Raw genomic sequence first — 23,477 nt, 5'->3', positions numbered from 1 at the left:
AAAGCTAGTATCTTACCCCATCTTGGGAAAGATGGGGTTGGTCGGGTGGTTACTTCGTCACCAACAATTTTGGTGAAACCTAATGGCGATTTGATAATGCAAGTTTCCATTTGCCTTTAAGATTCTAAGGATTTTTATGAGGAATCGGTTTGCCCTAACTTTCCAAAATTATGCTCGTATTGGGAACGCCATATTGCGAAATGCGCTCTAAAAAAGTAACCAGATCTTTATTGCTTTTGAAATATCCAAGAATGCATAAACGGTCTTCTCCAGTAATGCGATCACAACGCTGTACTTCCTCGTGATGAATGATTTGATTATAGGCCGTTCTTACTGTGCTCGATTGATGAATTGTTAAATGGATATAGGCCTTTGTTGTGACGCCAAATTTTTCATCATTGAGTTTAAGGGAATAGCCTAAAATAATCCCTTTGTCTTCCAATTGTTTCACGCGTTTGCCGATAGCAGGGGCAGAGAGCTCAACCTTTTTGCCAATGGTAGCAAAGGCTTCTCGTGAATTTTTGCGAAGCATTTGAAGAATTTGTTTATCGATGTCGTCCATTGGAATCAAAATTAGAATTACGTTTTATCAATTTAATCGAAATTAAATATATCGAAATAATTTTGAATAGAAATCAAAAAAAGCGCATTTCAAAGGTCTCTATTTTTTAAATAACCTTTGAAATGCGCTTTAGATAATAACTTTCCTGTTGAAATGAGGCGTTTTACTTATTTAAAAGTCGCACCACATCCTTCGCAAAGTAACTCGCAATGATATCGGCTCCAGCACGTTTAATGGCTGTAATTTGTTCCATCATGACCGCATCATGGTTGAGCCAACCTCTTTCGGCAGCTGCTTTTAGCATCGCATATTCTCCTGAAACCTGATACACGGCAACAGGTACATTGACGGCATTCTTGATTTCACGGACGATATCCAAATAGCATAAACCTGGCTTTATCATTACGATGTCAGCACCTTCATCAATATCCATTTCGGTTTCTCGGATCGCTTCCCAACGGTTACCATAATCCATTTGATAGGTTTTTTTATCTTTTGGAATGTTAAGCATGTCCACAGGTGCAGAATCCAACGCATCACGGAAAGGTCCATAAAACGCGGAAGCATATTTGGCGGAGTAGCTCATAATGCCTGTATCGGTAAAACCTTCATGTTCGAGTGCTTCACGAATGGCCAAAATACGACCATCCATCATATCACTCGGCGCAACAAAATCGGCACCAGCTCGCGCATGCGAAACACTCATTTGTGCCATAAGATCCGCACTTTCATCATTTAAAATAATGCCGTTTTTGACGATGCCATCATGTCCATAAGCTGAGTATGGATCAAAGGCTACGTCAGTCATCACGAGCATATCAGGACAGGCGTTTTTGACGGTTTTAATGGCGCGTTGCATCAGTCCGTCTGGATTAATGGTTTCGGTGCCTTTATTGTCTTTTAAATTGTCGGGAACTTTAACAAAGAGCAATACCGATTTCAGACCCATATTCCAAAGATCTTTAATTTCATTTTCGAGTAAATCCAGGCTGTATCTAAAGTAATTTGGCATGGATGCAATTTCTTCTTTTACGCCTCTGCCTTCTGTTACAAAAATTGGAACGATAAAATCGTTAGGTGTAATGATCGTTTCTCTTACCAATGATCGAATGGCTTCGTTGGTTCTTAATCTTCTATTTCTTCTTAATGGATACATAATTTTAGTCTTTAGTTTGCAGTCATCAGTCATCAGTCTGCAGTTAATATTTATGAGACCTGTGAGGTCTTGTTTTTAGAATTTAATCCAATCCTTAGGTTTTTTTAATACGTCAATCAATTTTTCTTCGTCGCTGCCTTTTTCAGGATGATGGTCATAAACCCATTGCACATGTGGAGGCAGGCTCATCAAAATACTTTCGATGCGTCCGTTGGTTTTCAATCCAAATAAGGTGCCTTTATCATGAACTAAATTAAATTCTACATAACGTCCACGACGGATTTCCTGCCAGGTGCGTTGCGCGTCAGTATAAGGAAGGTCTTTTCTTTTTTCAACTATAGGGACATAACATTCCAGGAAACTGTCGCCAACTTCAGTTACAAAGCTGTACCAATCTTCCATGGACATCTCATCAGTGGCTTTGCAATAATCAAAAAATAAACCGCCAAGACCACGGGCTTCCTCGCGATGTGTGTTCCAGAAATAATCATCACATTTCTTTTTATACAACTCGTAAAAATGAGGTTGATGCTTATCGCAAGCCGTTTTACAGACGTGATGAAAATGAATCGCATCATCATCAAATAAATAGTAAGGCGTTAAATCCTGTCCGCCACCAAACCAAGAATCAACAATGTTGCCTTGTTGATCATACATTTCAAAATAGCGCCAATTGGCATGAACTGTGGGCACCATCGGATTTTTGGGATGTAATACCAAACTCAGTCCGCAGGCAAAGAAATTGGCATCTTTGACGCCAAAATACTGTTGCATACTATCTGGGAGTTCGCCGTGAACTGCGGAAATATTAACACCTCCTTTTTCGAAAACATTGCCGTTTTCAACAACTCTTGTTCTTCCGCCGCCGCCTTCAGGACGTTCCCAAACATCTTGTCGAAATTTGGCTTTCCCATCTATCGCTTCGAGTTTTGAGGTAATGGTGTCTTGAAGGTTCAGGATGTAATTGTAAAATTTATCTTTTGTTGGAAGACCTGTAAGGTTTTTAAAACCTGACAGGTCTATAGCTTCTGGTTTTTGACTGTTATGGGTAAACATAAAATTTTTCATATCTGCGAATAAATTTAGGATGTAATCTTTTTTATTTGAAATGAGACTTGGCTCATTTTGAATAAACGCATTAAAAGATGAAAATCTATAATCTCCGAAATCTTCGACTACACCATGGTTTTCAGGGTTTTTATGAATATACAATACTAGGTTTTTAAGATAATTTTCATCTTTGATCGCAACTCTTTTGAAAGGTCTTTCAAATAGCGCTCCTGTTCTTGAATTTTCCTTATTGAATGCTTTGGAATAGGCATTGAATAAATTTGAAAAAGCTTGGGATGCTTCCTTTTCATCAGAAATAATTTGAACTGCCATATGAAAATGATTATTCATCAAACAATAACAAAGAATATCAACTTTGGAAGTGAGATGCTTTTCGACCAATTGAAGGAAGTATTGCATATTATCTTCATTATTAAATAATAGACCACTATTTATACCTCTATTATAAATATGATAATAATGTTCTTGTCTCAGTGTTTCCATTTTAATTATTTTAGATCTTACAAACCTGACAGGTTTCTAAAACCTGTCAGGTCTTGACAACTCAAAAAGTTCCATAGCAAGCGGTGTTCCATTCAAAGTCATAAACTCATCTTCTAAAGTTTCTACCCATTGGAAACCCGATTGTAAGGCCACATTAACACTTGGTAAATTGGTTTTGTGCGCAATGATTTGAAGTGTTTCAAGTCCCATGGTTTCAATGACATAGTCGGACGTTGCTTTTATAGCTGTACTCATCAGTCCTTCGCCCTTAAAACGTTTGCCGATGCAATAAGCGAATTCGGCTTTTTTAGTTTCCCAATCCAAGTTTTTTAGAATAATCATGCCGAGGATATTTCGGCTGTGTTTATCATTAATTACAAATACAAAGGCTTTCTTTTTTTTGGCTGCTTTAATTTTCCGAGCGATATAGTTTTTTGTACTTTCCAAGGTTGTGTTTTCCCCTAATGTTTTAGGGAGATACTTCATAAAACGTTCGGTATTGGACACGAGTAATTTGTTCAGCTGCAAAGCATTTTTAGGTTGTAATAATGAAATGGAAAAATGTTCTGAACTATATATCATTGGATTTTAATCGGTTTTGATCTTTAAGCAAAGCCACGGTTTCGGTTGATGCAGCAGTGACTGATAAAGGTAATACGAGAATGATTCCAATCACTGGAATCAATAAAAACAACATGAAAACCATCCCGTTTCCAATGGCCAATCCTCGATGTTGTTTTACAAATTTAATACTTTCGTCGTATTTAAAATGACGTTCCAAAGTGTAATCCATATTTCCAAAACCTGCATAATAGGCCTGAACTAAAAACAATAAAACGGTGGATGCAAGGCCGATAATTGGAATAAAACCTATGAGTAAAATAGGAAAGGTCAACAACAATTCCATCATCAGATTTCGGACGTTAATTCGAATGCCTCTCCATAACTGTTCAGAAAATGAAGTGTCCCGATGCTGATGGCGTTCCACACCTAATAAATGGGATTCAATTTTTTCAGATACCGGACTCATAAAAGGCGCCGAAAGGGCCATCACAATATGCTTGTAAAGAATAAATCCTAAGATAAGAATCAACACACCACTCAAGATTTCGCTGATTAAGAAAAAGGTTTCCTTTCCTCGTTCCCAAGCCCAAAGTTTTGAAATGTAAAACGCGAAATTATCAGCAAAGGTATAAGCCGCTAAAATGATGGCGGAGGCAACCAAAAAACTAATCAACATCGGCACACCAAAATATTTCCAAAGTCCGAGTTTGGAAATTAATTTCAATGTTCCAGCATAAGCTTTGATGCCTGTGAAGATGTTTTTAATCATACACTGAGATGAGACCTCACAGGTTTTAAAAACCTGTGAGGTCTTTTAAATGCTTATCTAATTTGGACTCTTATATTCTTTTACGGCATCAATAAATGCTTTCGCATTGTCTAATGGAATATTTGGTAAAATGCCGTGACCTAAATTGACGATATATCGGTCTTTTCCAAATTCATTAATCATTTGAGTGACCATTTTCTTGATTACTGCAGGTGGCGAGAATAATCTGGAAGGATCAAAATTGCCTTGCAAAGTTATTTTTCCGCCAGTTAAGTAACGCGCATTTTGCGGAGAACACGTCCAGTCAATCCCCAAAGCCGTGGCGTTCGATTTGGCCATGTCGCCCAATGCAAACCAACAGCCTTTTCCAAAAGCAATTACAGGGGCGTGATCCTTTAAAGCTTCAATAATCTGATTGATATATTGCCAAGAGAATTCATTGTAATCTGCAGGCGCTAACATGCCTCCCCAAGAATCAAATATCTGTACCGCATCACATCCAGCCGCAACTTTAGCTTGCAAATACGTAATGGTTGTATCCGTTATCTTTTGTAATAACTGGTGTGCGGCAATAGGATTTGTAAAACAAAATTGTTTGGCTTTATCAAAGTTCTTGCTGCCTTGGCCTTGTACGCAGTAGCATAAAATCGTCCAAGGTGATCCTGCAAAACCAATTAGTGGCACTTCGTTATTCAATAATTCTTTGGTGGCTTTAATGGCTTGCATCACATAATCCAGCTCCACATGAACATCAGGAACAATTACATTGTCCACATCTTGTTGCGTGCGGATAGGATTTGGCAAATAAGGTCCAAAGTCAGGTTTCATTTGTACCTCGATATTCATCGCTTGTGGAATGACCAAAATATCACTGAATAAAATGGCAGCGTCCATTCCATAACGACGGATAGGTTGTACGGTAATTTCGCTCGCTAATTCTGGCATTCGACATCGGGTAAAGAAATCGTATTTTTTTCTGATTTCCATGAATTCAGGTAGATAACGTCCGGCTTGACGCATCATCCAAACTGGTGGACGTTCAACTGTTTCGCCTTTTAATGCTCTTAAGTATAAATCGTTTTTTATCATTTCTTTTTTTAAAATAGCCCCAAAATCTGGGATTTCTAGGTTAAACTAATTTTTTATTTTACTCTGGACTTTATAAGTCTTTACTTTTTATTGCTTAAAGTGGTAATTTTTTCATCCAACCCAAAAACAACCATGATATCATCTTTTTCGATACGTGTGGTTGCGGTAGGAACGCCAATCACTTCGTTTACTTTGGTAGTCGCTCCAATAAAATTGGTTTTTTCTTTGGTACGTAATAAGGTTACGATGTTGACTTTATATTTTATCCTGATGTCTAATTCTCCAATTGTTTTACCGATAAAACTTTCAGGCGGTTTAATTTCTGAAATAGAATAGTGGTCATCTATTTTATAATTATCGATGAGGTTTTTCAAATTGATCTTATACGTCAATTTTTCAGCGGCTTCTTTCTCTGGATGAACGATCACATCAATGCCCATAGCCTGTAAAACGGTGTCATGAATGTCCGATAAGGATCTACTGATGATTTTTCCTGAACATAATTTTTTTACGATGGCGGTGGTTATAATGGCAGCACCTTCGTTTTCGCCAATGGCCACCACGATTAAATCTGCTTGTTTGGTGGGAAGTGCTTGATACGCTTGTTCGTTGGTGGCATCCATACACACCACATGTGCCAATTTATCTTTGGCAAGATTTACTTTTTCCATCTGTTTGTCAACGGCAATAACTTCATTACCTGTCTCTGTCAGGTTTAAAGCTAAGGACAAACCAAAATTTCCGAGACCAATGATAATAATTTTCATCTTTTAATTGATTAAAATAGGTTCTTGAGGATATTGATAAAATTTTTGTTCTATCTGACCTAACATGCCAAATAATAGGTTTAAGGTGCCGATTCTACCCAAAAACATGACTAGGATGATAACGTATTTACTCGGAACACTTAGGGTTGGTGTGAGGTTTAAGCTCAAACCAACCGTGCCATAAGCTGAAAAGCACTCAAAAGCTATAGGCAAGATGCCTGCGTTAGGTTCGAAAAACAGGAGTAATAAGATGCTAAGGCCGATTACAAAAAGCGAAATCATGATAATCGCAAAAGCTCTGTTGACCGAACTGCTAGAGATTTCCCTAGTGTTAATTTCTATTCTATTTCGACCACGTGCCGTCGCATAAATATTGAGCATGGCAATGGCGAAGGTGCTGGTTTTTATCCCACCACCGGTAGATGCTGGAGAGGCTCCAATCCACATTAAAAAAATGACAAACAATAGGGATGGCGTCGCAACATGTGTATAATCTATGGTATTAAAACCTGCAGTTCTGGGCGTCACAGATGAGAACATTGCCGAGGTAATGCGTCCATAGAACGTGACATGTTCTTTTAGCGAGTGATTGGCTTCTGCAAAAAAGAAAAAGACAAAACCAGCTAACAATAGGATACAGGTGGTAATAAATATGATTTGTGAATTCAGCTTAAAAACTCTGACGGGCAATGTTTTAATATTATTTACAAAAAAATTGCTGAAAGCCGTTTTGAAATAAATATATGAATTGTAGACGATATTATAGCCTAAGCCTCCTATGACAATCAATAGCATAATAGCCCATTGCAGGGAATAGGCAAATCGGTAACTAGGATCATAAAAACCTCCAACGGCAGTAGAAAAACCTGCATTACAAAAAGCGGAAATGGCATGGAATATAGAGAAGAAGAGTTTGTCTTTTACATTATCAATTTGATCAATCGAAAAATAGATGCAGGCGGCACCGATCATTTCGACAGTTAAGGTAAATAAAACCACACGAGCTGCTATTTTTAAAACATCTTGAAGATTTTCTGAAGCCGTAAAATCTTTGACATAGAGGCCTTCTCTAAAGGACGAATTTTCTCTAAAAAAATAAGCGAAAAATGATGTAAAAGTCAGAATGCCTAAGCCTCCAATTTGAATTAAAGCCAAGATAACTCCTTGGCCCAATTGCGTAAAATCATTAGCGGTGTCCAATACTGTTAATCCGGTTACACAAATAGCGCTGGTAGCGGTAAATAATGCGTCAATAAAACTTATGCCGTGAGCAGTAACTTTAGGAAGCATTAAAAACAATGCACCTATAAAAGAGAAAATAAAAAAACTCCCTACAAAAAGAATGGCCGGATTGAAGTAGATTTTATAAACAAACTTTATCAGCATGGAAAGCCTCATAAGCAAGTATAAAAATAGGCCCACCTCAAATATAACCCTGCATTGTTTTAACGCAGGAATCATATCCTGTCCTTGATTCAGTAACAAATAAAGACCTGACGACGTTAGGGTCGCCGTTAATAAAATCAAGTTGAATATTAAGGTTTTCCTTATTCCTGCATCGTCGAATTGGAAATATTTTAAAATATTAAATCCAATTAAAACACTTGTAAGCGTAAAAAAGACAAGAATTTTATAAGGTTTGTAGTCGTCATTAATGGTAAATCCAAAATCGAATATCAAGAAAAACAAGATGAGAATATCGATAAAACGATATAAATTCTTGAATGATTTTAGATTGACCATGGACCACCTATTTAGGAGCTATAAATTTAAGTTATTTTTATAACCTTACTGATAATCTAATGGTTATAATGTTCATTCACTAAATCAATGACACTTTCAACCGTCGGAATTTTGGCGACTCTCACATCCTCAAAATACTTTTTAGCTTCCGTGGCCGTAGTTTCTCCTATACAATAAGCGATCTTTTTATCTGCCGTATTGTTGATCATATAACTGTCCACTGTGGACGGGCTATAAAACATAATACCTTCAACATTTGAATCAATTTTTTCAGAGTCGAGAATGGTTTTATAAGCTTCAACCTCATTGACTTTAATGTGATTGTTTTGTAAGGTCGTGGAAATTTCATCCAAGCGAATGTCACTGCAAAAGTGCGTCACTTCGGTGCCATCCATGAATTCTACCAAATAGGCAGCCAGATCTTTAGCATAATTTTCAGAATGTTTGACCTTTCCGATTTTAGTTTCGATCAACCTTTTGGTGCGTCGCCCAACACAATAAATGTTTTTAAACTGTAATTCTTCTTTAGGAACACTAGAGAGAATGGCTTCTACCGCATTTTGACTCGTGATGATGACGTTGTCAATTTTCGATTTTAAAACAGGCTTCGAAATCCTGTTAAAGCTTATTTTTAAGAAATCTGTGCTGGCCGCATGTACATTTTTAAAAAGCTGACGTTGGCCTTCGCTCAAATTGCGAGTAGAAAAAACTTGAATCTGTTTCTCCTCGTCTCTCAGATCATTCATTAATCGCTGACCACCACGGTCTATGACGTAATCGGCCGCAAATTGTGCGATATTATGATGGTTGCCCAATTTTTCTTTACGCGTTACCTCAATCTTTTTCGTTCCATCTAAACTCAATAGGACGCCTTGAAAAGATACTTCTTCATCTTTAATGAATGCTAAAGCGCCAATTGGAGCAGAGCAACCACCTTCCAATAAATTTAAAAATTGACGCTCAATCGTGGTACATATTTCGGTCTCCTCGTGGTTGATTTCCTTAAGGATGGTCAATACATCTTCATCAACTTCACGTGCAGTGATCATGATGGCGCCTTGTGCCGGAGCTGGAACCATCCAATCAAGATTGATCGCATCTTCTGGACGTACGCCAATTCTGCCAATGCCTGCTGCTGCAAAAATAGCCGCATTCCAATCCTCATTATCTTGCAGTTTTTCAAGTCTGGTATTAATGTTGCCGCGTAATCCGACAATGGTATGGGTTGGATATCGGTTAAGCCATTGTGCTTTTCGTCTTAAACTACCTGTTGCAATGACGGCATCTTTTTGAGATAAAAATTCTTCATTATTCTTAAATACTAAAGTGTCTCTCACATTGCCACGTTTTAAAACGGCTGCCTGAACGATGCCTTGTGGCAAAATCGTAGGTACGTCTTTAAGTGAATGTACCGCAATATCGATTTGATTGTTGAGCATGGCCTCGTCTAATATTCGAGTGAAAACACCTACAATTCCCATTTCATAAATGGGTTTGTCAAGTCGCAAATCGCCTGTTGATTTTACAGGTACCAATACCGTTTTATGACCCAGATGTTGGAGTTGTTGTTGTACAGTTTTGGCTTGCCATAGCGCTAATTCGCTATCGCGAGTACCAATTCTTATAAGTTTAGACATTTGTAGTGGATTCTAATTGGAACACTTTTCTGATGAGTTCAATGCTGTCATCAGTTGACATATGATCTGTTTTGAGATGGTATGCAAAGTGATTTGTTATTTTTTGGATGATATTATTGCTGATTAATTCTGCTTGTGCTTCATTGAAATCCGCATGTTTTTTACGTTGGGTTTCCAATTCCGCATTTTTTAAATCAAGCAATTTGTGCTTTAATGCTTTGATGGTTGGGGCAAATTTTCGAGTGGCAAGCCAGCTGTTAAAATCCAGTTTTACTTCTTCTAAAATTTGCTCCGCCAAAGGTATAAATTCTTTTCTGCGTTCTAAGGTATCATCAGTCATTTTTGATAAATCATCAAGATGAATCAAGGTCACATTTGATAATTCCGTGACATCTGGATTCACGTTTCTTGGAATCGATAAATCTAAAATCAAAATTGGCTTATTAGATTGGATGGATTCTTTCGTTACCGTTGGACTTTGGGCACCTGTAGCAACAATCAAAATATCGGAAGCATTGATTTCTTTTTGAAGATCGGCATAATCTTTAACCAACAAATTGAACTTCCCAGCAATGGCTTCAGCTTTGGTTTTAGTTCTGTTAATTAAGGTGATATGTTCGTTTTTGGTGTGTTTTACCAGGTTTTCGCAGGTGTTTCTCCCGATTTTTCCAATGCCAAAGAGTAAAATGTTTTTTTCTGAAACATTCTGAATATTGCTCATGATATATTGAACGGATGCAAAAGAGACGGAAGTTGCGCCTGATGAAATTTCTGTTTCATTTTTGATGCGTTTGCTCGCTTGAATAACGGCATTCAGTAAACGTTCTGTGAAAGGATTAAGCAATCCCTTTTTTTTGGATGCTTTTGCGCTTGTTCTTAATTGACTGATAATTTCAAAATCCCCTAAAATCTGACTGTCAAGTCCAGAACCGACGCGGAACATGTGCGAAACAGCCTCGTTGTTTTTTAAAATATAAGCCACGTGCTGAAATTCTTCAATCGTTCCTTTAGAGTTATCACAAAGTAATTTGATGAGTTGGTAAGGATGTTCAGCAAAACCGTAAAGTTCGGTTCGGTTGCAGGTTGAGGTCACAATGAGACTTTCAATGCCCGCTTCTTTGGCCTGATTTAAAAGGTTTTTTTTAGAAGTGTCATCTAAACTAAAAAGGCCTCTAATAGTAGCATCAGCCTTTTTATAACTCAATCCAATGGCATAAAAATAGGTTCCTTTCAGCATATGATAGTAATCGGTAACGGTTTTTAGAAATTGAAAAGACAAAAGTATAACTGTCCTTTAAATAATAAACAACGCTAAACGGACTATAAGTGTCGCTTGGTGTTTTTTATCTTTTATTCTGTAATAAAATAATAAATGTTATACTTTTGCAGCAATAGCAACGCCTTATGAGTGGTTTGTTTAGAACGAATCTAAATAAGGTGTATAAATTTTGATGAGAATGGATTTGGAAAATGTCGCTAAAGGTTCTTTTACAGAAACTCGAATTGATCATGATTTTTTGGTATTGACCTATCAAAACGATAGCAATACTGTAGAAACTATTGAACGTGGAATTGATAGTAGTTTTATTCAATTCCATTTTTGTTTGAAAGGGGCGAGTAAGTTCATATTTAATAATGGGCGGTATGCTTTAGATATATTAGAAGAAAACTCCTTGTTACTTTATAATCCACAACAGGATTTGCCCATCCATTTGGAAATGCATCCAAATTCGTCGTTAGTATCGATTTTGATCTCCATTAAAAAATTCCACGGATTATTTTCGCAGGAAGCTGATTATATTTCTTTTTTAAGTGACGATAATAAGGATAAGAAATACTATCAGGACGGGAAAGTATCTCCATCCATGGCGATTGTTTTGACACAATTGATCCATTATAACTTGAATTCTTCTATCAGGAATCTTTATTATAAAGGAAAGGCTTATGAATTATTGAGTTTATATTTCAATAGAAATGAGGATGCCGACATTGAACAATGTCCGTTTTTGGTGGATGAAGCAAACGTTATCAAAATCAGGAAAGCCAAGGATATTGTGATTTCAAGAATGACCGAACCGCCGACGTTGCAAGAGCTATCGGAAGAAATAGGTTTAACCCTAAAAAAGCTGAAGGAAGGTTTTAAGCAAATTTACGGCGACTCAGTGTTCAGTTTTTTATTTGATTATAAGATGGAAGTGGCCAGAAAGTTATTGGAGTCCAATGAATACAATGTGAATGAAGTCGGCTTGAAAGTTGGTTACAGCTCATCGAGTCACTTTATAGCGGCATTCAAAAAGAAATATGGGACAACGCCAAAGAAATATTTAATGTCGTTATCTTCGTAGAGTTGTAAAAATCTCGTAAGAGTTTATGTCAGGCTTGAGAGATTTTCAAAATCTACGAATGATTTAAAGTATAAAAGTGATTGAAGTTTAATTTAAAAATAGATTCCTGCCTTCGCAGGAATGTCATATGAAAAAAGGAGTATTACTTGTTAATTTAGGCTCGCCAGATAGCCCAGAACCAAAAGATGTTAAACCTTATTTAAGTGAGTTTTTAATGGATGAACGCGTTATCGACGTTCCGGTTTGGTTACGAACTTTTATTGTAAAAGGGATCATTTTAAATACCCGACCTAAAGCATCTGCGGAAGCGTATAAAAAAATTTGGTGGGAGGAAGGATCGCCTTTAATCGTCATTTCAGAGCGCCTTCAGAAAAAGATACAAAAAAACACGCCGCTACCGGTTGCTTTAGCCATGCGTTATGGTAGCATGACCATCAAAAAAGGTCTTCAGGAGTTGGTGGACAAAGGTGTGGAAGAGGTTTTTTTGATGCCTTTATATCCACAATTTGCCATGGCTACGACCGAGACAATTTTGGTGTTGGCAGAAGAGATTCGAAAAGAACATTTTCCAAGCCTTAAAATTTCCGACTTAAAAGCATTTTACAATCGTGAAGATTATATTGAAGTGCTTTCGCATTCCATTGCAAGACATTTGAAAGATCATCCTTATGATCACCTATTGTTTTCATATCATGGTGTTCCAGAACGTCATATTCGTAAACGCGACATTACCAAATCACATTGTAAAATTGATAGGAGTTGTTGTATAACACCTTCTCCTGCACACGAGTTTTGCTATCGCCATCAGTGTTTGGAAGTGACACGCTTGGTAGCCGATAAGCTTAATTTGGTTCCTGGGACTTATACTTCATCGTTTCAGTCACGATTAGGAGTCGATCCTTGGTTGAAACCGGCTACCGATATTACTATTGAGCGTTTGGGAAAACAAGGCATCAAAAATTTAGCTGTTGTCACACCAGCATTTGTAAGTGATTGTTTAGAAACTTTAGAAGAAATTGCCATGGAAGGCTCAGAGATTTTCCATGAAATGGGCGGAAAAGGCTTTACAACAGTACCTTGTTTAAATGATGATGACGAATTTGTGGCTATTCTATCCAACTGGATCAATGAATGGGCTGCTGTTGAACCCGTAATTGCATAATGGAAAAGTTTTCCTCCCAGGATTTAGGCACACAACCCATTAGTAAACTTCTCATAAAGCAAGCTGTTCCGGCTTCTATTGGGATATTGGTCATGTCGCTCAATATTTTGGTGGATACTATTTTTGTAGGCAACTGGATTGGCTCGACGGCCATTGCGGCGATCAACGTGGTTTTACCAGTTTCGTTTTTTATTGCCGCTTTAGGAATGGCCATTGGTATTGGGGGTTCGTCTATAATATCAAGAGCCTTAGGGGCTGACAATCATAAAAAAGCACTTAAGGTATTTGGTAACCAAATCACTTTAACGTTAATATTGACGCTCTCCCTGGTTGCCGTGGGTCTGTTTTTTGCAGATTCCATTATTGAGTCCTTTGGTGGGAAAGGTGCCATTTTTGAACCCGCCAAAACCTATTATCAAATCGTACTTTACGGAGTGCCGCTTTTGGCACTTTGTATGATGGCCAACACGGTCATTCGTGCAGAAGGCAAACCTAAATTTGCCATGTATGCCATGATGATTCCATCGGTTTGTAATCTGATTATGGATTATATTTTCATCAACGTGATGGATTTTGGGATGGCAGGAGCAGCATGGGCGACAACACTATCTTATGTGATTTGTTTGGTATTTATTTTATGGTTTTTTGCCTCTAAAAAGTCAGAATTAAAAATCAATTTCACACATTTAGGACTGAATTTTCCGATTGTAAAGGAAATTACTTCTTTAGGTTTTGTAACCTTAGCGAGACAGGCCGTAGTAAGTGTTACCTACCTATTTATGAATAATATTCTGTTTGATCTGGGTGGAGAGGCCTCTGTGACGTCTTATGCCATTGCGGGTCGGATGTTGATGTTTGCCATGTTTCCAGTCCTAGGTGTTACGCAAGGGTTTTTGCCGATTGCGGGCTTTAACTATGGGGCTGAAAACTACCATCGGGTTAAGGAAACACTGAATACAGCCATCAAGTATGCCGCAATTTTAGCTAGTTTGGTATTTGTCGTATTGATGATTTTCCCGGAAAATATCGCCCGAATGTTTACTACGGATGCTGGTGTACTTCGGCAAGCGCCAAGTGATATGCGCTGGGTTTTTGCCGCAACACCTATTATTGCTTGGCAGTTGATAGGTGCGGCGTATTTTCAGGCGATTGGAAAAGCAAGACCGGCCTTATTGTTGACTTTAAGTAGGCAAGGTTTCATTTTCATTCCGCTCATCTTGATTTTGCCTAAATTTTATGGCGAATTGGGAGTGTGGATTTCTTTTCCAATTTCAGATGTTTTGGCCACCATCGTAACGGCTTATTTTTTGAATCGTGAGATCAAACGGAATTTGACACCTAAAGATATTTAAATAATTGCCGACCCATGGAATACTACAACTACATAAAATCGCTCCATCTTATTTTTGTCATCACTTGGTTTGCAGGACTTTTCTACATTCCAAGGTTGTTTGTATATCAAATTGAATCCTTTCACAAGCCATCTCCTGAAAAGGAAATTTTAGGAAAACAGCTCAAATTGATGGCGAATCGTTTATGGACGATTATCACTTGGCCTTCTGCAATATTGGCGACCGTTTTTGCGATTTGGTTAATCATTTTACAGCCACTTTGGTTGCAGCAAGGATGGATGCATGTGAAATTAGCATTCGTGGTATTGCTCATCTTTTATCACCTGAAAACACATCAGTACTATAAACAACTCCAGCGCGATGAGGTCAAAAAAACCTCCAATTTCATGCGATTGTGGAATGAGGGCGCTACTTTTATTTTGTTCGCCGTAGTGTTTCTGGTTATTCTAAAAAATTCCATCAGTTGGATTTTTGGAGTGGTTGGCATCTTAGTGCTAGGTGTTGTGTTGATGTTGGGTTTCAAACTTTACAAAAACATCCGGGAGAGAAATACGAACTCTTAAAAAACTTCAACCCATATCGCTGCTCTTTGTGAAACTTTGTATTTCCTTTGCGGAACTTTGAGACCTAACTTCTTCACGGTAAAATACTTGACACTACAAGGATTTCCCGCTGATCACACAGATTTTGCAGAAGCTTCACTAAATGGCATAATAAGTTTTGTTATAACAGCTAACTGTATTGGAATTTTGATATTTTAGTTTTTGAAATTTACGGCGCAGCCGTTTTTGGATTGATAATTGCTATCTTTATCGCACTACACTATTTTAAATGAGAATAAGACGATTTTCTTTACGCCTACGCATCTTTTTATCCATGATTCTGTTGGTGCTCATCGCTTCCGTTTTGATTGCAGGCGTAACCATTTACCAGTATAATGAAGAAGCACAAGCGTATCATAGAGATCGTTTGGAACGCAAGGAAGATAATATCAAGCGTCATATTGATTTTGTCATTCGCGGAACAACCTGGGAGGTCATTACCGAAAAGGTGCGATTGATTTTCAGGGAAGAGATTTATAAAATTGCAGATATCCACCAGAGTCAAATTGATATTTTTGATTTAGAGGGAAGTTTGATACTGTCTTCAAAATCGAGTATCGAAGGCGATGCGGGTTCACAATGTTTAAGCCCTCATATTTTAAATGTGCTTTCCAACACCGCAGAACACCGTTTTGTTGAAAAAACCATATTAAATGATCAAACCTACCAATCTTCTTACACTTACATTACCGATAAAAAGTTCAAGTCCATTGCTATTCTGAAATTGCCTTATCTTGAAAATGACGATTTTTTGAATAAGGAATTGAATGAGTTTTTAGAGCGTTTGGGCTATGCCTATTTTTTCATGTTGATATTGGCGATTGTTTTGGCCTATTTCCTATCCTCGTACATTACCAAATCGCTTAAAACCATAAGTGAAAAAATAAAAGCGACACGATTGGAAAAACGCAACAAAAAAATCGAAATCGAATCCTCCAGTGAGGAAATTGCGACTTTGGTAAGGTCATACAACAGTATGATTGATGAATTGGAGGAGAGTGCTGTTAAATTGGCAACCTCAGAGCGTGAACAGGCCTGGCGTGAAATGGCGAAACAAGTGGCCCATGAAATTAAAAATCCGTTGACGCCAATGCGTTTAAGTGTCCAAAGTTTTCAACGCAAATTTAATCATGCCGATCCTGAAATTTATCAAAAATTAGACGAATATAGCAAAACGCTCATCCAGCAAATTGATACGATGAGTTCCATTGCATCTGCCTTTTCCAATTTTGCGAGAATGCCAGCGCAGCAAAATGAAACCCTAAATGTGGTGGAGATTGTAAAATTGGCTTTAGATATTTTCAGTGAAGATTATATTGTTTTTGTAGCCGATGAAAAGGAAATTATTTCGAAGTTGGATCGTACGCAATTGATTCGTGTGGTTACCAATTTAGTCAAGAATGCGACGCAGGCCATTGCCGAAGATAAAGATCCTAAAGTTGTGGTCAGCGTGATGTCTGAAGGCAATATGGTCAAAATCGCAGTGTCCGATAATGGTAAAGGCATAACAGAAGCCGATTTTTCAAGAATATTTGAACCTAAGTTTACCACAAAATCCAGCGGCATGGGCCTCGGATTGGCCATGGTTAAAAATATAGTGGAAACTTACAATGGAACGATTACCTTTACTTCTCAAGAGGGAAGAGGAACAATTTTTACTGTGACGTTTCCTAAAGAATAAAGCAAAAGAGAAGAAATTTATTAATTGAGATCTCTGTCTTTGCTTCGACAAGCTCAACAACCACGCGGAAATAAAAAACACACAACTATGTCTTACGAAAACATCCTATCCAAAACAAAAGATGGTATCACGACGATTACCATCAACCGACCAAATAAGTTAAATTCTTTAAACAAGGCCACTATAAATGAGCTCAATCAAGCTTTTAAAGTGGCGAACAAAGATAAAAACACCAAGGTCATCATCCTTACGGGAAGTGGCGAGAAAGCTTTTGTCGCTGGTGCAGACATTAGCGAATTTGCCCATTTTGATGTAGAAGATGGCGGAAAGCTAGCAGCCAAAGGTCAAGAGTTATTATTCGATTATATTGAGAATTTATCAACTCCGGTAATTGCGGCAGTCAACGGATTTGCGCTTGGCGGGGGACTCGAATTAGCGATGGCCTGTCATTTCCGGATTGCGAGTGATAATGCTAAAATGGGCTTGCCAGAAACTTCTTTAGGCGTTATCCCCGGTTATGGAGGTACACAACGTTTGCCGCAATTAGTCGGCAAAGGCCGCGCTATGGAAATGGTCATGACCGCAAGTATGATTGATGCAGAAACTGCAAAAGCCTACGGATTGGTCAATCATGTGACAACACAAGATGATCTTATACCAATGTGTGAAAAGATTGGGGGTAAAATCATGCGCAATTCTCCTGTGGCCATTAAAGGCGCTATAAAAGCCATCAACGCCAATTATAAAGATGGTGTTGATGGTTTTAAAGTAGAGATCAAACAATTTGGAAAGTGTTTCGGCACTGAAGATTTTATCGAAGGGACAACAGCGTTTTTGGAAAAGCGTAAGGCGGAGTTTCAGGGAAAATAGAACGCAGATGACACAGATAGAGCAGATTTCCACTGATTTTATTTCTGCAATTTCGAAGGTTCTCTGATAAAATCCTTAAGATGAAGATTCCACACTAATCAGTTAAAATCATAGAAAATCAGCGTCATCTGCGTTCTAAAATATAGGATTGGTAACTCTGAAACATTAATAAATACAAGTAAAAAAATGCGAACCAGTTCATCCAGTTCGCATTTTTTTTTATTTTTAAACTTCCGTCTTCCGTCTTCCGTCTTCCGTCTTCCGTCTTCCGTCTTCCGTCTTCCGTCTTCTGTTAAGAATTTCCTCCAACAATCGTCAATTCGTCAACAATATGTTTGGCGTCAGAATATTTGTCAATCAGCCAAAGTACATATCTGATATCAACGTTGATGGTGCGCTGTAAATCGCTGTCAAAAATAACATCTCCAGCCATCGCTTCAATGTTACCGTCAAAAGCTAAACCAATCAATTCACCTTTACCGTTGATTACAGGAGATCCTGAGTTACCGCCAGTAATATCATTGTCTGATAAAAAGTTTACTGAAAGTTCACCTCTTTCGTTGGCATAACGTCCATAATCTTTTTTCGCGTACATGTCTAACATATGTGCTGGCAAATCAAATTCGTCATCATTTGGAACGTATTTAGCGATCATACCTTTTAAGGTCGTGTAGTTGTTGAATTCTGCATCGTTTCTTGGATCAGCAGGTAAAGCTCTCACTTTTCCGTAGCTTAAACGCAAGGTAGAGTTAGCATCCGAATATTGGATTTTGCTCAATCCAGATTCACGTAATCCAGCAACCAACTTTCTGAAAGCCGCTTGATAATCATTCTCAGGTTTTACCAAACTTTCTGGTTGCTCTCTGTATTTCGTCATGATTTGATCAGAGAACGTATACAAAGGATCATTTTTCAGTTTTGAAGCATCTGGATTTGCTAAAAATGCGGTAATGCTTTCTTTTGAGCTAAAGATGCTGTTGTCAAACATTGAATCCACATAGGCTGTAAAGTCATTGTTGTTTTGTGCAGCAACTTCTTTTACGATTTCTGGAAGTGGATAATTCGTTTTAGAAGCATATAAATTCAACTGTCTAGCCAAAATTTCTTTTTCTAAAGGCAAGTGGTAATTTTTATAATTACTATCTATAAAACCTTCTAATCTTGGCAACATGTTTTCACGTCCGGCTTCATTGGCAGCAACATATTGCTCTAAAGCACTACCTAATCTGTAAGGTAAAACGGCAAATTTAGAACCACGAACAATACCACTTAAATAGTTGTCGTGTTGTGCTTTGTCATTCGTTAATTTGTAGTAGGCGTTGATGTCAGAAATGACATTGCCATATTGTGCTTTGTTTTTCTTTTTGTTCGCCCATTTGTCAAATTTCTTCTCCACATCGGTTTTTGTGGCTACCGTTTTGTGAGCGGTTAAAGCCTCAATCATCCCGCCACGGTTTTTCCAATAGTTGGCAATACTTGCATAAGAAGACGCGTACATCAAGTTGATGGCTTCATCATTATCCATATATTTTTTCATTACATCCATGCTCAGTTTTGAACCTTCAACCCAAGCAGGATAAGCAAACTTTACGTTTTGTTCCACACCTTGTGCAGGCATCCAACGGTTGGTTCGACCAGGATAACCTAAAATCATGGCAAAATCATTTTCCTTAACCCCATCAATACTTACAGGAAGGTGGTATTTTGATTTTAAAGGCACGTTAGCTGTTGAGTATTCCGCTGGATTTCCCTCTGCATCAGCATAAACTCTAAATAAAGAGAAATCGCCCGTATGTCTTGGCCACTCCCAGTTATCAGTGTCCCCACCGTATTTTCCAACACTTTCTGGAGGAGTTCCTACCAAACGAACGTCTGTGAAATCTTCATAAACGAAATAGTAAAACTCATTGCCTTGGTAGAATGAACGCACAGAAACAGTATATTTTCCGCCTTCGTTGTTTTCTTTTTCAATTTTAGCAATCTCTTTATTGATCGCAGCTTCACGTTCTTTTTCAGTCATTTTATCATTGACTTGTGATAAGATACGTTTTGAAACATCATCCATTCTTACAAAGAATCGAACATATAAGCTTTCTGGCTTTAATTCGGACTCCAAAGATTTTGCCCAATAGCCATCTTTTAAGTGATTTCTTTCAGCAGTCGATAATTCTGCAATGGCATTGTATCCACAGTGATGGTTGGTCAGTACCAAGCCATTTTCAGAAACGATGCTGGCCGTACACCCACCATTAAATTGCACGATGGCATCTTTTAAACTTCTGTTGTTGACGCTGTAAATTTCTTCAGCCGTCAATTGAAGTCCCATTTTTTGCATGTCTCTTTGGTTCAAACGCTCAATATGCATCAAAAACCACATGCCTTCATCAGCTTTTATGGCCGTCGAAAAAGTCAGCATAAAAACGGTAAAAGAGAGCAATAATTTCTTCATGTTTTTTTATTATTTGTGAGCGCCAAAATTATTGAATTTTTCCCGTGTTTAAAGGGTTTTTAACTGTTAAATGCATGTTATTTTTTGAGGTTTTAGAGGGTTTTTTCAGTAGTCAATCTGTTAATTGTTAGAGATTAAGATTAGTTTCTACATTCTGTAGCCATCAAATAGGGCAGACTCGTAGTAATTTTAACCCTCATCTTAGCGATGAGAAACATCAAAAAACTATACCTATGGATCGAAATTCCACCCTCAAAGGTCGTGGAGCACAAATCAACGTAGCCAATCGTTTCTTCGAATTAAGCCACGAAATGCGTGATGATTTTCTAGAATATTGCGCTCTGGAAGGAGAAGACGCCGACAAAAATAAAACGCTCTATCTTGACGTATTCCCAAAGACCATTGTCAATAAAGTGCAAAGTCCAGATGTGGGCATGGGCTATTCCATGAACATGTACCAAGGTTGCGAACATGGTTGTGTTTACTGCTATGCCCGCAACAGCCATGAGTTTTGGGGCTACAGTGCCGGCTTGGATTTTGAACGTCGGATTTTGGTAAAAAAAGACGCGCCATTTTTATTAGAAAAGTTTATCCAACGTAAAAGTTGGAAAGCGCATCCGATAATCATGTCTGGAAACACCGATTGCTACCAACCGGCCGAAAAGCAATTTGAAATCACCCGAAAATGCTTGGAAGTGTTTTTAAAATACAAACATCCAGTCGGGATCATCACAAAAAACGCCTTAATTCTTCGCGATCTGGACTTGTTGAAAGCTTTGGCGAAGGACAATCTTATTGGTGTGAATATTTCCATTACTTCCCTTTCAGAAGAGACCCGCAGGGTTTTGGAACCGCGAACCGCTACCATTAAAAAACGCTTGGAGACCGTGAAGATTTTATCAGAAAACGGAATTCCTGTCAATGTGATGATGGCACCGATTATCCCATCCATAAATAGTCATGAAGTGTTGCCTTTAGCGAAAAAAGTTTCTGAAATGGGCGCTTTGAGTATGGGTCACACTATTGTCAGATTAAACGGAGCCATCGGCGAAATTTTTACCGATTGGATCAAAAAAACCATGCCCGATCGTGCGGATAAAGTATTGCACCAAATTGCAAGTTGCCATGGCGGGAATTTAAATGATTCGCGTTTTGGCACGAGAATGCGTGGGGAAGGCGAGATTGCCAAACAAATAAATGCTATGGTTAAAATGGCAAAACGTAACTATTTCAAAGATAAATCCATGCCCAAACTCAATACCACACTCCACGAACAGTTTAAGGATGGCCAACTAAAGCTATTTTAATTATTATATTTGAAGATTATCTTTACTTCCACTTTTCAGTCTCTGCGATTAAATGTTATGGCGTAGACTATTAATCAAAAACATAATTGTTATCCTATCGATGCGAAAAATCAAAATTCATTTTTATGTGACGTCAAGTTTGTACCGATAAAATAAGAACCAATTTTAATCTTTTAATAAAATTAATTGCAATGAAGAAACACCGCCTAATACTCATGACTTTTGTCTTGAGCGTTCTATTCTCAACATTATATGCACAAGACTCCAGTAATTTATGGAAAATAGAAGGTAACGGCATTAAAACATCCTATATTTTCGGAACCATGCATCTGATCGCGCAGAAAGATTTCCTTTTGAAGGACAAGGTTAAAGCTGCTTTTGAAGCTTCTGGGCAAGTCGTTTTAGAGCTCGATATGGCAAATCCTGACTTTATAAAAGATATCATGGCGCATTCGTATTTAGAAGCAGGAACAGAATTGAAATCATTTATGGACTATAGTGAGTACGAATTGTTGGACAGCTATTTGAAGGAAAAAACAGGAGTGGGCATGCAAATGTACAATACTGCAAAACCTTTAATGTTGATGTCGGTGATCTTAATGACCTCTTTGGATGAACCTTTGGCAAGTTTTGAAATGTCATTGTTGACCATGGCAAAAGAAGCTAAAAAAGAAATGAAAGGCTTGGAGACTTATGAATCTCAAGTGGCTGTTTTTGAGCATACGCCTTATGAGAAACAAATCGATGATCTTGTGAAAATGATTCAGAATCCAGAGGAAAACAAGGCGCTTTTTGATAAAATGGCTCAAATTTATATCGCAGAAGATATTGAGGCTTTATATGGTTATATGGATGAGTATATGAATCATGATGTTGAATTGATGGCCAAGTTTTTAGACGAGCGAAATAATAATTGGATTCCGGAAATCGCTAAGTTTTCAAAGGACGTTCCTACCTTTTAAGGTGTTGGTGCAGCGCATTTGGGAGGAAACAAAGGCGTCCTCAATTTGTTGAGACAAGCAGGTTATAGCGTTACACCCGTAATGGATTAAAATCCATAAATAGTTTATTGTTTTTGAAACGATCAGACCTCACGGGTTTTCCTCCTACGCTGAAAATTCGGCGGACGAGTAAAAACTTGTGAGGTCTTTTTTATTTCTCTCCATTCCATTCCGCATAAAACTGCTCCAAGAATTGCTCCATAAATTTATGCCTATTCGCAGCGATTCGTTGCCCTGTTTTGGTGTTCATTTTATCTTTTAGCAACAGCAATTTTTCGTAAAAATGGTTAATCGTTGGCGCATTGGAGGCTTTGTATTCTTCCTTAGTCATTTTCAGATTTGGCTTGATATCAGGATCATATATAGTTCTGTCTTTAAACCCGCCGTAGTTAAAGGTTCTGGCAATTCCGATAGCACCAATGGCATCCAAACGGTCAGCATCCTGGATGACATCAAGCTCTGGAGATTTGAAATGTTGAGGTTTGTTTCCGCCGCCAAACGAGATGTTTTCAATGATATTGATGACATGTTCGATGACCTCATGGTTCACATGAATGCCGAGTAAAAATTCTCGTGCAACTCTTGGCCCAACAGTTTCATCGCCATTATGAAATTTACTATCTGCTATATCATGAAGTAAAGCCCCGAGTTGGACGATGAACACATCAACATCTTCACTTTTGGCGATAAGCATGGCGTTGTTAAGTACTCTTTGGATGTGAAACCAATCGTGTCCGCCTTCGGCATTAACGAGTTGCTCTTTGACGAAAGTGATGGTTTTGGAAATTAGTTGTTCTGTTGTCATACGCTTTTAATAAAAAATTCCTTTTATGTTGATAAAAGGAATATAGTGTGTATTTAGAATTT

Annotated in this window: 19 protein-coding genes and 1 pseudogene; 8 read left to right on the top strand and 12 right to left on the bottom strand. The window is 37.9% G+C overall.

The annotated features are described in order from the left end of the window. Positions 1 to 154 precede the first annotated feature (154 nt). The 10 genes from ACOH2D_RS14670 to hemA form a co-directional block, all read right to left on the bottom strand. Positions 155 to 562, bottom strand: a complete 408-nt coding sequence (locus ACOH2D_RS14670) for an Lrp/AsnC family transcriptional regulator (RefSeq protein ID WP_449535670.1) — start codon at positions 560 to 562, stop codon at positions 155 to 157. Between the two features lie 163 nt (positions 563 to 725). Then, a complete protein-coding gene (hemB, locus tag ACOH2D_RS14665; RefSeq protein ID WP_348034982.1) occupies positions 726 to 1,718 on the bottom strand; it encodes a porphobilinogen synthase in 993 nt (330 codons plus the stop codon). A gap of 75 nt (positions 1,719 to 1,793) precedes the next feature. Then, complete coding sequence (gene hemF / locus ACOH2D_RS14660; protein WP_449535671.1) at positions 1,794 to 2,735, bottom strand: oxygen-dependent coproporphyrinogen oxidase; 942 nt, start codon at positions 2,733 to 2,735, stop codon at positions 1,794 to 1,796. A 573-nt stretch (positions 2,736 to 3,308) separates the two neighbouring features. Further along, a complete protein-coding gene (locus ACOH2D_RS14655) occupies positions 3,309 to 3,854 on the bottom strand; it encodes a GNAT family N-acetyltransferase (protein WP_449535669.1) in 546 nt (181 codons plus the stop codon). Next, the gene (locus ACOH2D_RS14650; RefSeq protein WP_449535668.1) at positions 3,844 to 4,605 is read right to left on the bottom strand and encodes an EI24 domain-containing protein; all 762 of its coding nucleotides are present in this window, start codon (positions 4,603 to 4,605) and stop codon (positions 3,844 to 3,846) included. The genes ACOH2D_RS14655 and ACOH2D_RS14650 overlap by 11 nt, the downstream gene beginning before the upstream one ends. A 57-nt stretch (positions 4,606 to 4,662) precedes the next feature. Beyond that, on the bottom strand, positions 4,663 to 5,694 hold the full coding sequence (gene hemE / locus ACOH2D_RS14645) for a uroporphyrinogen decarboxylase (protein ID WP_348034979.1): 1,032 nt from the start codon (positions 5,692 to 5,694) through the stop codon (positions 4,663 to 4,665). 80 nt (positions 5,695 to 5,774) lie between these two features. Beyond that, a complete protein-coding gene (locus tag ACOH2D_RS14640) occupies positions 5,775 to 6,461 on the bottom strand; it encodes a potassium channel family protein (protein WP_348034978.1) in 687 nt (228 codons plus the stop codon). A gap of 3 nt (positions 6,462 to 6,464) precedes the next feature. Then, positions 6,465 to 8,204: a TrkH family potassium uptake protein gene (locus ACOH2D_RS14635; RefSeq protein ID WP_449535667.1), complete on the bottom strand. Its 1,740-nt coding sequence runs from the start codon at positions 8,202 to 8,204 to the stop codon at positions 6,465 to 6,467. Between the two features lie 56 nt (positions 8,205 to 8,260). Then, entirely contained in the window at positions 8,261 to 9,841 is a 1,581-nt protein-coding gene (hemC, locus tag ACOH2D_RS14630; protein WP_348034975.1) for a hydroxymethylbilane synthase, read from the bottom strand. Continuing rightward, complete coding sequence (gene hemA, locus ACOH2D_RS14625) at positions 9,834 to 11,078, bottom strand: glutamyl-tRNA reductase (RefSeq protein ID WP_348034985.1); 1,245 nt, start codon at positions 11,076 to 11,078, stop codon at positions 9,834 to 9,836. The genes hemC and hemA overlap by 8 nt, the downstream gene beginning before the upstream one ends. Positions 11,079 to 11,298: 220 nt before the next feature. Between hemA and ACOH2D_RS14620 the strand changes: the two genes are divergently transcribed. The 6 genes from ACOH2D_RS14620 to ACOH2D_RS14595 all read left to right on the top strand — a co-directional run bounded on the left by ACOH2D_RS14620 (position 11,299) and on the right by ACOH2D_RS14595 (position 17,853). Then, positions 11,299 to 12,186 carry an AraC family transcriptional regulator gene (locus tag ACOH2D_RS14620; RefSeq protein WP_449535666.1) on the top strand — a complete coding sequence of 296 codons (888 nt, stop codon included), beginning with the start codon at positions 11,299 to 11,301 and terminating at the stop codon, positions 12,184 to 12,186. A gap of 127 nt (positions 12,187 to 12,313) precedes the next feature. Continuing rightward, positions 12,314 to 13,348 (top strand): ferrochelatase, encoded by a 1,035-nt coding sequence (gene hemH, locus ACOH2D_RS14615; RefSeq protein ID WP_348034974.1) that lies wholly within the window; start codon positions 12,314 to 12,316, stop codon positions 13,346 to 13,348. Next, positions 13,348 to 14,700, top strand: a complete 1,353-nt coding sequence (locus tag ACOH2D_RS14610) for an MATE family efflux transporter (protein WP_449535665.1) — start codon at positions 13,348 to 13,350, stop codon at positions 14,698 to 14,700. Before hemH ends, ACOH2D_RS14610 begins: the two co-directional genes overlap by 1 nt. Positions 14,701 to 14,714: 14 nt before the next feature. Then, positions 14,715 to 15,263, top strand: coding sequence for a CopD family protein (locus ACOH2D_RS14605; protein ID WP_348034973.1), 549 nt, complete (start codon positions 14,715 to 14,717; stop codon positions 15,261 to 15,263). Between the two features lie 268 nt (positions 15,264 to 15,531). Beyond that, a complete protein-coding gene (locus ACOH2D_RS14600) occupies positions 15,532 to 16,983 on the top strand; it encodes a sensor histidine kinase (RefSeq protein WP_348034971.1) in 1,452 nt (483 codons plus the stop codon). Positions 16,984 to 17,070: 87 nt separating this feature from the next. Continuing rightward, the gene (locus ACOH2D_RS14595; RefSeq protein ID WP_449535664.1) at positions 17,071 to 17,853 is read left to right on the top strand and encodes an enoyl-CoA hydratase/isomerase family protein; all 783 of its coding nucleotides are present in this window, start codon (positions 17,071 to 17,073) and stop codon (positions 17,851 to 17,853) included. Between the two features lie 292 nt (positions 17,854 to 18,145). Here ACOH2D_RS14595 and ACOH2D_RS14590 read toward each other — a convergent pair whose 3' ends face one another. After that, complete coding sequence (locus ACOH2D_RS14590; RefSeq protein WP_449535663.1) at positions 18,146 to 20,302, bottom strand: S46 family peptidase; 2,157 nt, start codon at positions 20,300 to 20,302, stop codon at positions 18,146 to 18,148. 233 nt (positions 20,303 to 20,535) lie between these two features. On the opposite strand from ACOH2D_RS14590, the gene ACOH2D_RS14585 reads away from it, so the two are divergent. Both ACOH2D_RS14585 and ACOH2D_RS14580 read left to right on the top strand, forming a co-directional pair. Next, on the top strand, positions 20,536 to 21,609 hold the full coding sequence (locus ACOH2D_RS14585) for a PA0069 family radical SAM protein (protein ID WP_449535662.1): 1,074 nt from the start codon (positions 20,536 to 20,538) through the stop codon (positions 21,607 to 21,609). A 191-nt stretch (positions 21,610 to 21,800) separates the two neighbouring features. Next, positions 21,801 to 22,661 (top strand): annotated as a pseudogene (locus tag ACOH2D_RS14580) (TraB/GumN family protein). Positions 22,662 to 22,761: 100 nt separating this feature from the next. Here the strand turns inward: ACOH2D_RS14580 and ACOH2D_RS14575 are convergent. Then, complete coding sequence (locus tag ACOH2D_RS14575; protein ID WP_449535661.1) at positions 22,762 to 23,415, bottom strand: HD domain-containing protein; 654 nt, start codon at positions 23,413 to 23,415, stop codon at positions 22,762 to 22,764. Between the last annotated feature and the right edge of the window lie 62 nt (positions 23,416 to 23,477).

The organism is Gelidibacter sp., assembly GCF_053579655.1.
Note: the sequence above shows the minus strand (reverse complement) of the source record. Positions and strands in the feature narration are given on the sequence as shown.

What these genes read in the sequence shown, in the direction of transcription:
- ACOH2D_RS14575 (WP_449535661.1), bottom strand. Translation starts at nt 23,415, where the DNA reads ATGACAACAGAACAACTAATTTCCAAAACCATCACTTTCGTCAAAGAG.
- ACOH2D_RS14590 (WP_449535663.1), bottom strand. Translation starts at nt 20,302, where the DNA reads ATGAAGAAATTATTGCTCTCTTTTACCGTTTTTATGCTGACTTTTTCG.
- ACOH2D_RS14585 (WP_449535662.1), top strand. Translation starts at nt 20,536, where the DNA reads ATGGATCGAAATTCCACCCTCAAAGGTCGTGGAGCACAAATCAACGTA.
- hemC (WP_348034975.1), bottom strand. Translation starts at nt 9,841, where the DNA reads ATGTCTAAACTTATAAGAATTGGTACTCGCGATAGCGAATTAGCGCTA.
- ACOH2D_RS14650 (WP_449535668.1), bottom strand. Translation starts at nt 4,605, where the DNA reads ATGATTAAAAACATCTTCACAGGCATCAAAGCTTATGCTGGAACATTG.
- hemH (WP_348034974.1), top strand. Translation starts at nt 12,314, where the DNA reads ATGAAAAAAGGAGTATTACTTGTTAATTTAGGCTCGCCAGATAGCCCA.
- hemA (WP_348034985.1), bottom strand. Translation starts at nt 11,078, where the DNA reads ATGCTGAAAGGAACCTATTTTTATGCCATTGGATTGAGTTATAAAAAG.
- ACOH2D_RS14595 (WP_449535664.1), top strand. Translation starts at nt 17,071, where the DNA reads ATGTCTTACGAAAACATCCTATCCAAAACAAAAGATGGTATCACGACG.
- ACOH2D_RS14640 (WP_348034978.1), bottom strand. Translation starts at nt 6,461, where the DNA reads ATGAAAATTATTATCATTGGTCTCGGAAATTTTGGTTTGTCCTTAGCT.
- ACOH2D_RS14635 (WP_449535667.1), bottom strand. Translation starts at nt 8,204, where the DNA reads ATGGTCAATCTAAAATCATTCAAGAATTTATATCGTTTTATCGATATT.
- ACOH2D_RS14670 (WP_449535670.1), bottom strand. Translation starts at nt 562, where the DNA reads ATGGACGACATCGATAAACAAATTCTTCAAATGCTTCGCAAAAATTCA.
- ACOH2D_RS14620 (WP_449535666.1), top strand. Translation starts at nt 11,299, where the DNA reads ATGGATTTGGAAAATGTCGCTAAAGGTTCTTTTACAGAAACTCGAATT.
- hemB (WP_348034982.1), bottom strand. Translation starts at nt 1,718, where the DNA reads ATGTATCCATTAAGAAGAAATAGAAGATTAAGAACCAACGAAGCCATT.
- ACOH2D_RS14600 (WP_348034971.1), top strand. Translation starts at nt 15,532, where the DNA reads ATGAGAATAAGACGATTTTCTTTACGCCTACGCATCTTTTTATCCATG.
- ACOH2D_RS14655 (WP_449535669.1), bottom strand. Translation starts at nt 3,854, where the DNA reads ATGATATATAGTTCAGAACATTTTTCCATTTCATTATTACAACCTAAA.
- hemE (WP_348034979.1), bottom strand. Translation starts at nt 5,694, where the DNA reads ATGATAAAAAACGATTTATACTTAAGAGCATTAAAAGGCGAAACAGTT.
- ACOH2D_RS14610 (WP_449535665.1), top strand. Translation starts at nt 13,348, where the DNA reads ATGGAAAAGTTTTCCTCCCAGGATTTAGGCACACAACCCATTAGTAAA.
- ACOH2D_RS14605 (WP_348034973.1), top strand. Translation starts at nt 14,715, where the DNA reads ATGGAATACTACAACTACATAAAATCGCTCCATCTTATTTTTGTCATC.